Here is an 11,945-nt window from a genome sequence, read left to right on the forward strand (position 1 = left end):
GGCGGCCATTATCGTTCAGGCCAGTGCGTTGGCCAGGTCCTGGCGGCGGCAGACCTGCTGGCTGGCGAGATAGGCTTCGATGAAGGCGTTGTCGCCGTCACCCAGCAACCACGCCCGATCTTCCCGGTAACGCAGCATATGACGGAAGTTGCGCTGGCGTTGTGAGCGGCGGAGTGGCCTGGCGTACATGCGCAGGTCGGCGACGTCGATCAACCCCAGCTTGCCTTCGGGCGTCAGCACCACGTTGCCCAGGTGCGCGGAGCGGAAGTACACCCCCGCTTCATGAAGCGCCGCGATGAAACGTCCGAGCTGGTCGCGCAAGCCTGGGTGGTTGCCGGGTTGCTCCAGCAGTTGGCGCAGCGTATGACCGGGTAGCGGGTCATAGTGCACGGCATCGCGGGCAATCTCGGCGATACGGTAAACCGCCTTGACCTGCGGGCAGGGGATGCCGCGTTCGGCCAGGGCCTGGCAGTTGTCGGCGAAACGCCGGGCGTAGGGATACCAGGCCGCCGAGCTGATCAGGCGCTTGCGGCGGAACAGCTTGAGCATCGAACCGTCCCTCAGGCGCAGGACCTTGTCGCCAGTCCCGTCGGCCTCGAGGACGTGGGCGCCCTCGCGCAGGGCAAGGTAACGGGCGTGGTCAAGTGCGTGCATCAAGCCTCCGGGGCCAGGGTTCGGAACAGCCGTCTATCTTAACCTGTGGCGGGCGGTGCAAGACACCGTGTGTGGTATAATCCCGACTCTTTTTGACCCGACGGATTCTCATGACAGTTCCCGAATCGTCTTCCCCCGCAAGCCTGAAGATCTATCTGCGCCTGCTGGGCTATGTCAAACCCTACATCGGCATCTTCCTGCTGAGCATCGTCGGCTTCGTGATCTTCGCCTCGACCCAGCCGATGCTGGCCGGGATCCTCAAGTATTTCGTCGATGGGCTGAGCAATCCGCAGGCGGTGCTGTTCCCCGACGTGCCCTACCTGCGCGACCTGCAGTTGCTGCAGGCGGTGCCGCTGCTGATCATCCTGATTGCCGCCTGGCAGGGCCTGGGTTCGTTCCTCGGCAACTACTACCTGTCCAAGGTCTCGCTGTGCCTGGTGCACGACCTGCGGGTCGAGCTGTTCAACAAGTTGCTGGTCCTGCCCAACCGCTACTTCGACAACCACAATTCCGGGCACCTGATCTCGCGCATCACCTTCAACGTGACCATGGTCACCGGCGCCGCCACCGATGCCATCAAGGTAGTCATTCGTGAGGGCCTGACGGTGGTGTTCCTGTTTGCCTACCTGCTGTGGATGAACTGGAAGCTGACCCTGGTGATGGTGGCGATCCTGCCGCTGATCGCGGTGATGGTGAGCACCGCCAGCAAGAAATTCCGCAAGCAGAGCAAGAAGATCCAGGTGGCCATGGGCGACGTTACCCACGTGGCCTCCGAGACCATCCAGGGTTACCGCGTGGTGCGCAGCTTCGGTGGCGAAAGCTACGAGGAGCGCCGCTTCGAGAAGGCCAGCCAGAGCAACACCGACAAGCAACTGCGCATGACCAAGACCGGCGCGCTGTACACGCCGATGCTGCAACTGGTGATCTACACCGCCATGGCCGCGCTGATGTTCCTGGTGCTGTTCCTGCGTGGTGAGGCTTCTGCGGGTGACCTGGTGGCCTACATCACCGCGGCAGGCCTTCTGCCCAAGCCGATTCGCCAGCTCTCCGAAGTCAGCTCGACCATCCAGAAGGGCCTTGCCGGCGCCGAGAGCATCTTCGAGCAACTGGACGAGAAGCCCGAAGTCGACAACGGCACCATCGAGAAAGAGCGGGTCGAGGGGCGCCTGGACGTGCGCAACCTCAGCTTCACCTACCCGGGTACCGAACGTCAGGTGCTCAGCAATATCAGCTTCACCGCCGAGCCCGGGCAGATGATCGCCTTGGTAGGTCGCTCGGGCAGTGGCAAGTCGACGCTGGCGGCGTTGATCCCGCGCTTCTACCACCATACGGAAGGGCAGATCCTGCTCGACGGCGTGGAGATCGAGGAATACCGCCTGCGCAACCTGCGCCGCCATGTTTCCCAGGTGACCCAGCATGTCACCTTGTTCAACGACACCGTGGCCAACAACATCGCCTACGGCGATCTGGCCGGCGCGCCGCGCGCGGATATCGAGGCCGCCGCCGCCGATGCCTATGCCAAGGAGTTCGTCGACCAGTTGCCCAAGGGCTTCGATACCGAAGTCGGCGAGAACGGTGTGCTGCTTTCCGGCGGCCAGCGCCAGCGCCTGGCGATTGCCCGGGCCTTGCTCAAGAATGCGCCGCTGCTGATTCTCGACGAGGCCACCTCGGCCCTGGATACCGAGTCTGAACGGCATATCCAGGCGGCGCTGGATCATGTGATGGAGGGGCGCACCACCCTGGTGATCGCGCACCGTCTGTCGACCATCGAGAAGGCCGACCTGATCCTGGTCATGGACCAGGGGCGTCTGGTGGAGCGCGGCACACACGCCGAACTGCTCCAGGCCAATGGCCATTACGCCCGTCTGCACGCCATGGGGCTGGACGAGGCCGAAAAGGCCAACATCACCTGAGTCAGCGTCACGGCGAGGCCTGGCAGGCCTCGCCGGTCAATCGATACAGCATCGCCGCGGTTGGCCGTAAAGCCCTGCGCATCCCTGTGCTAATATCCTGCCCCTGTTCACTTTTCCAAAAATGGGTTGCCCATGAAGTTGTCCATGCCGCGTTTCGATCAAGCCCCGGTACTGGTGGTCGGCGATGTCATGCTCGACCGCTACTGGCATGGCGGTACTTCGCGTATTTCGCCTGAAGCGCCGGTGCCGGTGGTCAAGGTCGATCAGATCGAGGATCGCCCCGGCGGCGCGGCCAACGTGGCCTTGAACATCGCCGCCCTTGGCGCGCCGGCCGCGCTGGTCGGGGTCACCGGCCAGGACGAGGCTGCCGACAGCCTCGCCAACAGCCTGCACGCTGCCGGTGTGCGCTCGATCTTCCAGCGCATCGCCCACCAGCCGACCATCGTCAAGCTGCGGGTGATGAGCCGTCACCAGCAACTGCTGCGTATCGACTTCGAAGAGCCGTTCGCCACCGACCCGCTGTCGCTGGGCGCGGAGGTTGATGCCTTGCTCGAAGGTATCAAGGTGCTGGTGCTGTCCGACTACGGCAAGGGTGCACTGCAGAACCATCAGGCGCTGATCCAGGCTGCCCGCAGCAAGGGCATCCCGGTGCTGGCCGACCCCAAGGGCAAGGATTTCTCGATCTACCGCGGTGCCAGCCTGATCACCCCGAACCTCAGCGAATTCGAGACCATCGTTGGCCGTTGCACCGATGAAACCGAGCTGGTCGCCAAAGGCCTGAAGCTGCTCGAAGAGCTGGACCTGGGCGCACTGCTGGTGACCCGTGGCGAGCACGGCATGACCCTGCTGCGCACCGGCCACCCGGCTTTGCACCTGCCGGCCCGCGCTCGCGAGGTGTTCGATGTCACTGGTGCCGGTGATACGGTGATCTCCACGCTCGCCGCCGCCATTGCCGCAGGCGAAGACCTGCCGCATGCCGTCGCCCTGGCCAACCTGGCCGCCGGTATCGTGGTCGGCAAGCTGGGTACCGCTGCCATCAGCGCCCCCGAGCTGCGTCGCGCCATCCAGCGTGAAGAGGGCTCGGAGCGGGGTGTGCTGGGGCTGGAGCAACTGCTGCTGGCCATCGATGATGCCCGTGCGCACAACGAGAAGATCGTCTTCACCAACGGCTGTTTCGATATCCTTCACGCGGGTCACGTGACCTACCTGGAACAGGCTCGCGCCCAGGGCGACCGGCTGATCGTTGCCATCAACGACGATGCCTCGGTCAGCCGCCTGAAGGGCCCGGGCCGGCCGATCAACAGCGTCGACCGACGCATGGCCGTGCTGGCCGGCCTCGGTGCGGTGGACTGGGTCATCAGCTTCCCCGAGGACACGCCGGAGAACCTGCTGCGCCAGGTCAAGCCGGATGTACTGGTCAAGGGGGGGGACTACGGTATCGAGCAGGTGGTCGGCGCCGATATCGTCAAGGCCTACGGCGGCACGGTGAAGGTGCTGGGCCTGGTGGAGAATAGCTCGACCACGGCGATCGTCGAGAAGATCCGCAAGCACTGATACGTTGCAAGTCGCGGGGCAAGCCCGCTCCCACGAAATGCTGGGAGCGGGCTTGCCCCGCGTTCATTTATGCAGTGAGGTCCGCGCCCGGGCCAGCAGTTCCCGTGCCTTGTCCCCGAATCGTTCCAGGTGCGACGCCGGCGCGGGCTTGCTTTCGACCAGCCCCTGCTGCTTCAGCCAGTCCTTCCAGCGTACCCGCTCATCCCGCACCACCCAGCCATCCTGGCGGGCGAAACTCTCCGCCAGCCACAATCCGCGCGTGCCCGCGGGTGTCAGTTGGTCCTTCTTCAAGGTGTACAGCTCGGCCACTGGCTGGCCGTCCTTGAGCGGCATCAGGTAGAGGTCCGGCCGCTTGCGATTGAGCCTGGCCACCAACTGATCGCCCTCCAGGCGCTCGTCGACATGGAACAGGCTCAGCGACTTGGCCTCCCTGGGCACCTGCAGGCGCAGGTCGTAGATCAGCTGCAACGACGCGGTGGGCAGGTGTACATAGGCGCGCGGGCGCTCCAGCAGCATCAGCTTGGCGCAATGCACCGGGCGGGCGGCACCGGACTCGGGTGAGAGCACGAACGGCAGGGCCTCGCGATAGTGCAGGGCGTCGGCATAGGGCGCTGGCAACCAGGTGTCGTTGAAGCGTCCGCCCAGCCAGCCCTCCGGGGTTTCCAGCAGGCATTCCTCGGCCACTTCCTGGATCGCCGTGTGCAGCGGCAGGTTCAGCTCGTGGGCCGGGACATAGCCGGAAATCAGCTTGAGCACCACATCGCCACGGTCCTGGCGGCGCTGGCGGACCAGTACCCAGTAGTCGCGGCCCTGCCAGTGCAGGGTCAGTCGCACCGACACGCCGAGGTTGGCAAGTTCCGCCACGAAGTGCTCGGGGTCGGCGACCTGGATGGCCTTGCGCCGCTGCAGGGTCTGGGCGAAGTTCAGCGGCATGCCGATGCTCTGGTAGGCCAGGCCTTCGGGCGTGGCCTCGACATGCAGCGGCAGGGTCTTGAAGTTGCTCGGATTCTTGCGGATCAGCGTACGCGGCACGAGGCTCCTCCTTGCGTTGGGCCCCCGCCCGGGCGGCTCAGGGCCGGCCCAGGATGCGGGCGACGGTGGCCACGTTGTGGGCCAGGTGCAGCGGGTTGATGGTGCCAACGATGGCACTGCTCACGCCCGGGTGGGCGAACAGCAACTCGAAACTGGCCTGCACCGGATCGACCCCGGGCGCCAGGCAGATATGCCCGCTGGCCAGGGCCTTCTTCACCAGGATGGCCTTGCCGTGTTCGGCAGCGTAGTCCAGCACGGGCCGCTCCGCCTGCTCGTTGAGGTTGTAGGTGACCATGGCGCAATCACCTTGCTCCAGCGCCTTCAGGCCGCCGGCGACAGTCTTGCCGGACAAACCATAGCCGAGAATCTTGCCTTCCTGCTTGAGCGCGGCGAGGGTTTCGTACACGCCCTGCTGCTCGAGGATCGCCAGGTCGTTGCCGTCGGAATGCACCAGCACCAGTTCGATGCGGTCGGTTTCCAGGCGCTGGAGGCTGCGCTCGACCGAGCGGCGGGTGTGGGCGGCGCTGAAGTCGAAGTGCGACTGGCCGGCCTCGAACTCTTCGCCGACCTTGCTGACGATCACCCACTGCTCGCGCTGACCGCGCAGCAGCGGGCCGAGGCGCTCCTCGCTGCGGCCGTAGGCTGGCGCGGTATCAATCAGGTTGATACCCAGCTCGCGGGCCTGGGCGAGCAGCAGGCGGGCGGCCTCGTCATCGGGGATAGTGAAACCGTTGGGGTATTTCACGCCCTGGTCGCGGCCAAGCTTGACCGTGCCCAGGCCCAGCGGCGATACCCGCAGGCCCGTGCTGCCCAGGGGGCGGTGATGATCGTGCAGGGTCGGCAGCGTCATGGCAGCAGTTGCTCCCAGGCCGGCAACGCCAGCGGTGGACGAGGCAGGTCGGCAAGGTCCGGCCGGCTTGCCGGGCGGATGCCGTCACGTTCGAAGCTGGCCAGTACGCGATCGGCGAAGTCCGGCGCCAGGGCGAGCTTGGTCGGCCAGCCGACCAGCAGGCGCTGCTGGTCGGCGAGGAAGGCGTTGTCCGGACGCACCAGGCCTGATTGCGCCGGTTCGGCGCGGTCGACCCGCAGGGTGGCCCAGCGCACCTGGGCCTGGTCGACCCACGGCAACAGGCTGGCGACTTCCTTTTGCGCCGCGGCGATCTGCGCGGCGGGCTCGCGGGCCACGCCATCGGCCTCGGCGATGTCGCCACCCAGGTACCACACCCATTGGCCATCGGCGGCCGGGTGGGTGGTCACGGTAATGCGCGGCTTGGGCCCGCCGCCCAGGCAGTGGGCGTACAGCGGCTTGAGATTGGGGCCCTTGGCCAGGACCATGTGCAGCGGACGGCGCTGCATGGCCGGTTGGCTCAGCCCCAGGGCGTGCAGCAGCGCTTCGGTGCCGCCGCCGGCGCTGAGGACGATGCGTTGGGCGCGGATTTCGCGGCCATCGACCACCAGCCCGGCCAGTTCATCGCCGTCGCGCAGTGGCTCGATCCGCTCGCCGGCCAGCAGGCTGTCGCCCGCCAGTTGCGCCAGGTTGGCCAGCAGGCTGGGCACGTCGATGACCAGTTCGGCCAGGCGGTAGACCTTGCCCTTGAAGGCGCGGTCCTGCAGGGCCGGCGGCAGTTGCTCGCCCTTGACCTGGTCGACCCGGCCACGCACGGCCTTGCTGGCGAAGAAACTGGTGAGGTTGCCGGCCAGGGTGCCGGGGGACCACAGGTAGTGGGCGTCGGAGAGCAGGCGGGTGCCGGTCAGGTCCAGCTCGCCGTTGCCGGCCAGCGCTTCGCGCCAGCGCCGCGGCATGTCGGCGATGGCCTCGGAGGCGCCGCTGAGGGCGCCGTGCAGGGCGTATTTGGTGCCACCATGGATGATGCCTTGCGACTTGATGGTCTGCTCGCCGCCCAGGCTGGCGCGCTCCACCAGCACCGTCGAATAGCCCAGGCGGCGCAGCCGGGCATTGAGCCAGAGGCCTGCGACCCCGGCGCCGACGATCAGCACGTCAGTGGTAATGGCGGATGGCATGCGGGCACCTCGAAAACTGGGACAGGTGCGCAGTATACAGCGTCGGGGCGGCGTGGGCTTTGCGATCCTGGGGCTGCTGTGCAGCCCTTTCGCGGCACAAGGCCGCTCCTACAGGGGCCGCGCAGACCCAGGATTTACGCGGTCCCCTGTAGGAGCGGCCTTGTGCCGCGAAAGGGCCGCAAAGCAGCCCCAAAATCCTCAGGGAAGCATCAGTGCCCGGCAGTATTGGAAAACACCTGGATCACCACCACCCCGCCGACGATCATGGCCATGCCCAGCATCGCCGGCACATCCAGCTTCTGCCCGTAGATCACCAGCGCCGCGATGCTGATCAGCACGATCCCCAGCCCCGACCAGATCGCATAGGCGATGCCCACCGGAATGCTGCGCACCACCAGGGTCAGCATCCAGAATGCCACGCCATAGCCGCAGACCATCAGCAGCAGCGGCAACGGCGTGCTCAGCCCCTTGACCGCTTTCATGGAGGCGGTGGCGATGACTTCGGCGCAGATGGCGATGGCGAGATAGGTGTAGGCGTTCATGGTGCGGGTCCTCCGTTGCTGGATGGGCATTCTAGGGAATCCCCGGATGCGGTAAAGTCATTACCTATCTGCTTTGGAGATAGGATGGCAATGACTGAACACTGGAGCCTCGAGCAATTACGTCTGTTCGTGCGGGCCGCCGAGCTGCGGTCGTTTTCCGCCGTGGCCCGCGAGCAGCGCAAGGCCCAGTCGGCGATCAGCAGCGCCATTGCCTTGCTCGAGGCGGACCTGGGGGTGACCCTGTTCGAACGCAGCAGCGGCCGGCAGCCGCGCCTGACCGAAAGCGGCGCCGCCTTGCTGGAGGACGCCCGTGAGCTGTTACGCCAGTGCGAGCGCCTGGATGGCCGGGCGCTGGCCTTGATGCGTGGACAGGAGGCGTTGCTGCGGGTGGCCCAGGACGAGGCCATGCCCTACCAGCCGGTGATCGACAGCCTCGACGAGCTGGCGGCGCGCTATCCCTACCTGGAAGTGCAACTGGCCAGCGGCGCCCAGGGCGATGTGGCGCGCAAGCTGGTGGAGCGGCGCGCCGACCTGGGTTTGTTCTTCCACCACGAAAGCATCCCTGCCTCGTTGGAGCGGCGCGCCCTGGGCAGTGTCGAGATGGTCACGGTGTGTGCCATCGATCATCCGTTGGCACACCTGGCCAAGGTCAGCCGCCAGCAACTGGCCCGCCACCGCCAGTTGTTGATCACTCCGCAGCAGAGCGGTTACCCGGGCGGCGAGGCGATCAGCCCGCAGGTCTGGCGCGCCGACAGTTTCTACGCCATGGCCGAGTTGCTGATGCGCGGCCTGGGCTGGGCCTGGCTGCCCAGGCATGTGGTGCAGTACCCCACCTACCAGACGCAGATGGTCGAACTGGACAGCGAGTGGCGCCCGCCGGCGCTGGTGGCGGAACTGGCCTGGCGGCGCGACGAACCGTTGGGTCCGGCCGCGCAGTGGCTGGCCGAGCGCTTCGCCGTGCACTTGCGGGCGATTGGCTGACAGGCCTTTTCATCCAGTTCCTAGTAAACTCCGCCGCCATGAACAGAACCCTCTATTCCCTGCTGTTTCACCTGGGCCTGCCGCTGGTCGCGCTGCGCCTGTTCCTGCGCGGGCGCAAGGCGCCTGCGTACCGTGCGCGGATCGCCGAGCGCTTCGCCTGCCAGCTACCGCCGATGCGCCAGGGCGGCATCTGGGTGCATGCGGTCTCGGTGGGCGAGAGCATCGCCGCCGCGCCGATGGTCCGGGCCCTGCTCAAGCAGTACCCGGACCTGCCGATCACGCTTACCTGCATGACCCCGACTGGCTCCGAGCGCATCCACGCGATGTTCGAGGGTGAGCCACGGGTGCAACACTGCTACCTGCCTTACGACCTGCCGTGGGCGGCCGGGCGGTTCCTCGATCATGTGCGCCCGCGCCTGGGCATCATCATGGAAACCGAGCTGTGGCCGAACCATATCCACCAGTGCGCCAGGCGCGGCATTCCGGTGGCGCTGGCCAATGCCCGGCTGTCCGAGCGCTCGGCCCGTGGCTATGCCCGCTTCGCCGGCCTGACCCGGCCGATGCTCGAGGAGATGAGCCTGATCGCCGTGCAGACCGAAGCCGAGGCCGAGCGTTTCCTAGCGCTCGGTGCGCGCCACGAATGCGTGCAGGTAACCGGTTCGATCAAGTTCGACCTGAAGATCGACGATCAACTGCTGCCACGGGCCGGTGCATTGCGCGAGCAGTGGGCTGCCCAGCAACGTCCGGTATGGATCGCTGCCAGTACCCACGATGGCGAAGACGCGTTGATTCTCCAGGCTCATCGTGAGCTGCTGAAGGTCCACAGCGATGCGTTGCTGATCCTGGTGCCGCGCCATCCCGAGCGTTTTGCGGCGGTGCATGACCTGTGCGCCGGGCAGTTCTCCACGGTGCGCCGCTCGAGCGCAGATGCGGTCACGGCGCAGACCCAGGTACTGCTGGGCGACACCATGGGTGAGCTGCTGTTCCTCTATGCCCTGGCCGACATCGCCTTCGTCGGTGGCAGCCTGGTGGCCACCGGCGGGCACAACCCGCTGGAGCCGGCGGCGCTGGCGCTGCCGGTGCTCATGGGGCCGCATGTGTTCAACTTCCTCGAGATCAGCGCGATGCTGCGCGAGGCGGGGGCATTGCAACAGGTGGACGATGCCGAAGGGCTGGCCGGGGCGGTGCGCCGGTTGGTCGAGCTGCCGCAGGATGCGCGGCGCATGGGCGAGGCGGGCAGGGCGGTGATGCAGGCCAACCAGGGCGCGTTGCAGCGGTTGTTGGATGGGTTGGCAGGTTTGCTGAAATAAGCGTCCCAGGGAGCGCTTTGCGCTCCTTTCGCGGCACAAGGCCGCTCCTACAGGGGGTTGCGCTCTCCTGTAGGAGCGGCCTTGTGCCGCGAATGGGGCGCGAAGCGGCCCCAGCGCTCAAGGCCGGCGTTCGAAGTTCTTCGCCGCTGCCGCCGCCAGGTCCGGTGGCAGGAAATCCTTGTCCGGGTTGTAGTCGGCCTTCAGGTAGCGTCCCAGGTCCTGCAGGTCCTGCGGGCTCAGGGTGCCGGCGGCTTGCTTCAGACGCAGGTTGTCGAGAATGTAGTCATAGCGGCTGTTGTTGTAGTCACGCACCGAGGTGTACAGCTGGCGCTGCGCGTCGAGCACATCGACGATGTTGCGGGTACCGACCTGGTAGCCGATCTCGGTGGCTTCCAGCGCGCTCTGGTTGGAGATGATCGACTGCTTGCGCGCCTGTACCTGCTCCACGTCGGTGTTCACCGCGCGGTGCAGGTTGCGGGTGTTCTCCACCACCTGGCGACGCAGGCTTTCGCGCTGCTGCTCGCTCTGGGTCAGGCGGGCGTAGGCCTCGCGCACCTGGGAGCTGGTCAGGCCGCCACTGTAGATCGGGATGTTCAGTTGCAGGCCGATGCTGGTCTGCTCCACGTCACCGCCATAGCGCACGTTCGGTTGCAGCTGAGAATTGGTGAAACCGAGGTTGTCGTTGTCGCCCTTCTGGTACTTGGCCACCGCGTCGAGGGTCGGCGCATGGCCGGCCTTGCGCTGGCGCACGGTCTCCTCGGCCGCCGCCACGGCGTGATTGGTCGCCAGCAGGTTGAGGTTCTGCCGCCCGGCGGTTTCGACCCAGGCCTTGGCGTCGTTGGGCGTGGGCACCTGCACCGGCAGGGTGTGGACCACGCCCTGGATCGCCGAGTACTGGCGGTTGGTCAAGGTGATCAAGGCTTCGAAGGCATCCTGCACCTGGCGCTCGGCGATGATCCGGTTGGCCCGGGCGGTGTCGTAGCTGGCCTGGGACTGCAGCACGTCGGTCTTGTCCGAGAGACCGACGTCGAAGCGCTCGTTGGATTGGTCGAGCTGGCGCTTGAAGGCCGCTTCTTCGGCCTTGGTCGAGGCCAGGTTGTCCTGCGCACGCAGCACCGCGAAGTAGTTCTCGGCGCTCTGCAGGATCAGGTTCTGCTCGGTGGCCGACAGTTCCAGGGCGGCCTGTTCGTTGACCGACTCGGCGGCTTGTAGCTGGAACCAGCGGTCGGCGCGGAAGATCGGCTGCGCCAGGGTGGCGCTCCAGGCATTGCCACTGCGGTTGGAGGTGACCGACGGTTCGTCGAGCTTGGTGCGGGTGTTCATCATCTCGGCGCCGGCCGAAAGGTTCGGCAGCAGGCCGGCGCGGGCCTGGGGCACCACTTCGCGGCGGGCGCCGTAATCGGCGCGGGCGGCGGCCAGGTCGGCGTTGTTGTCGACCGCTTCCTGGTAGACGCTGACGAGGTCGGTCTTCACCGTCGTGGGCGTATCCACTGCCCAGGCCACTCCGTGGGACGCACAAGACACGGCAATTGCCAGTGAGAGTTTGCGCAGCATAGGGCAATCCTTGATCAAATTTTATTTACTGTACTGTCGGGTATCGAGCGATGCGCCAGTGTAGTGCCGCGCGCCGCCATCAACAATCCGCCGTGTGTGCCATTTATCACCCCCGGATTTACCCGCTTGGCTTTGCCGGCCACTCCAGTCTAGACTGCGCATGTTCTTGTCGGGGTGCCTTGAAGCAAAGGCTGAGATCGCAGAGGTGCGGATCCCGTTGAACCTGATCAGGTTAGCGCCTGCGTAGGGAACAAGATTGCTCTCACATCCCGGGAGCCTCTTGTGCCAGGTCCGGGATCGCCACAGCTGCTTGCAGCCCACGGCACCCCATGTCCGGCACTGCACTCGTCAACACGGGTGCGTCCACGCCTTTCAGGTTCACC

Annotated in this window: 10 protein-coding genes and 1 riboswitch; of the genes, 4 read left to right on the top strand and 6 right to left on the bottom strand. The window is 66.1% G+C overall.

From position 1 onward, the window contains the following. Window positions 1–15: 15 nt before the first annotated feature. Window positions 16–654 carry a phosphotransferase gene (locus tag POF53_RS14565; RefSeq protein ID WP_232856305.1) on the bottom strand — a complete coding sequence of 213 codons (639 nt, stop codon included), beginning with the start codon at window positions 652–654 and terminating at the stop codon, window positions 16–18. A 110-nt stretch (window positions 655–764) separates the two neighbouring features. Between POF53_RS14565 and msbA the strand changes: the two genes are divergently transcribed. After that, entirely contained in the window at window positions 765–2,567 is a 1,803-nt protein-coding gene (gene msbA, locus POF53_RS14570; protein WP_203648215.1) for a lipid A export permease/ATP-binding protein MsbA, read from the top strand. 144 nt (window positions 2,568–2,711) lie between these two features. Further along, complete coding sequence (gene hldE, locus POF53_RS14575) at window positions 2,712–4,121, top strand: bifunctional heptose 7-phosphate kinase/heptose 1-phosphate adenyltransferase (RefSeq protein ID WP_498968222.1); 1,410 nt, start codon at window positions 2,712–2,714, stop codon at window positions 4,119–4,121. Window positions 4,122–4,184: 63 nt separating this feature from the next. Here the strand turns inward: hldE and POF53_RS14580 are convergent, their stop codons facing one another. The 4 genes from POF53_RS14580 to POF53_RS14595 all read right to left on the bottom strand — a co-directional run bounded on the left by POF53_RS14580 (window position 4,185) and on the right by POF53_RS14595 (window position 7,717). Next, window positions 4,185–5,153, bottom strand: a complete 969-nt coding sequence (locus POF53_RS14580) for a metal ABC transporter ATPase (protein WP_203648214.1) — start codon at window positions 5,151–5,153, stop codon at window positions 4,185–4,187. Window positions 5,154–5,190: 37 nt separating this feature from the next. Then, window positions 5,191–6,003 carry an aldo/keto reductase gene (locus POF53_RS14585; RefSeq protein WP_203648213.1) on the bottom strand — a complete coding sequence of 271 codons (813 nt, stop codon included), beginning with the start codon at window positions 6,001–6,003 and terminating at the stop codon, window positions 5,191–5,193. Beyond that, complete coding sequence (locus tag POF53_RS14590; RefSeq protein ID WP_232856307.1) at window positions 6,000–7,175, bottom strand: NAD(P)/FAD-dependent oxidoreductase; 1,176 nt, start codon at window positions 7,173–7,175, stop codon at window positions 6,000–6,002. The genes POF53_RS14585 and POF53_RS14590 overlap by 4 nt, the downstream gene beginning before the upstream one ends. 209 nt (window positions 7,176–7,384) lie before the next feature. After that, a complete protein-coding gene (locus POF53_RS14595) occupies window positions 7,385–7,717 on the bottom strand; it encodes a DMT family transporter (RefSeq protein ID WP_203648211.1) in 333 nt (110 codons plus the stop codon). A 90-nt stretch (window positions 7,718–7,807) separates the two neighbouring features. On the opposite strand from POF53_RS14595, the gene POF53_RS14600 reads away from it, so the two are divergent. Then, window positions 7,808–8,698 carry a LysR family transcriptional regulator gene (locus tag POF53_RS14600; protein WP_203648210.1) on the top strand — a complete coding sequence of 297 codons (891 nt, stop codon included), beginning with the start codon at window positions 7,808–7,810 and terminating at the stop codon, window positions 8,696–8,698. A gap of 38 nt (window positions 8,699–8,736) precedes the next feature. Then, window positions 8,737–10,008 (top strand): lipid IV(A) 3-deoxy-D-manno-octulosonic acid transferase, encoded by a 1,272-nt coding sequence (gene waaA, locus POF53_RS14605; protein ID WP_498968225.1) that lies wholly within the window; start codon window positions 8,737–8,739, stop codon window positions 10,006–10,008. 117 nt (window positions 10,009–10,125) lie between these two features. On the opposite strand, the gene POF53_RS14610 is transcribed toward waaA, so the two are convergent. Next, window positions 10,126–11,562, bottom strand: coding sequence for a TolC family outer membrane protein (locus POF53_RS14610; protein WP_232856309.1), 1,437 nt, complete (start codon window positions 11,560–11,562; stop codon window positions 10,126–10,128). A 160-nt stretch (window positions 11,563–11,722) separates the two neighbouring features. Beyond that, window positions 11,723–11,829: riboswitch (TPP riboswitch) on the top strand. Window positions 11,830–11,945 lie beyond the last annotated feature (116 nt).

Source organism: Mitsuaria sp. RG, assembly GCF_028369275.1.
Taxonomy (GTDB): Bacteria; Pseudomonadota; Gammaproteobacteria; order Pseudomonadales; family Pseudomonadaceae; genus Aquipseudomonas; species Aquipseudomonas peradeniyensis.

Excerpts from the sequence above, each read along its gene's own strand:
- POF53_RS14590 (WP_232856307.1), bottom strand. The coding sequence starts at position 7,175 with ATGCCATCCGCCATTACCACTGACGTGCTGATCGTCGGCGCCGGGGTC.
- POF53_RS14585 (WP_203648213.1), bottom strand. The coding sequence starts at position 6,003 with ATGACGCTGCCGACCCTGCACGATCATCACCGCCCCCTGGGCAGCACG.
- POF53_RS14600 (WP_203648210.1), top strand. The coding sequence starts at position 7,808 with ATGACTGAACACTGGAGCCTCGAGCAATTACGTCTGTTCGTGCGGGCC.
- POF53_RS14565 (WP_232856305.1), bottom strand. The coding sequence starts at position 654 with ATGCACGCACTTGACCACGCCCGTTACCTTGCCCTGCGCGAGGGCGCC.
- POF53_RS14610 (WP_232856309.1), bottom strand. The coding sequence starts at position 11,562 with ATGCTGCGCAAACTCTCACTGGCAATTGCCGTGTCTTGTGCGTCCCAC.
- waaA (WP_498968225.1), top strand. The coding sequence starts at position 8,737 with ATGAACAGAACCCTCTATTCCCTGCTGTTTCACCTGGGCCTGCCGCTG.
- msbA (WP_203648215.1), top strand. The coding sequence starts at position 765 with ATGACAGTTCCCGAATCGTCTTCCCCCGCAAGCCTGAAGATCTATCTG.
- hldE (WP_498968222.1), top strand. The coding sequence starts at position 2,712 with ATGCCGCGTTTCGATCAAGCCCCGGTACTGGTGGTCGGCGATGTCATG.
- POF53_RS14595 (WP_203648211.1), bottom strand. The coding sequence starts at position 7,717 with ATGAACGCCTACACCTATCTCGCCATCGCCATCTGCGCCGAAGTCATC.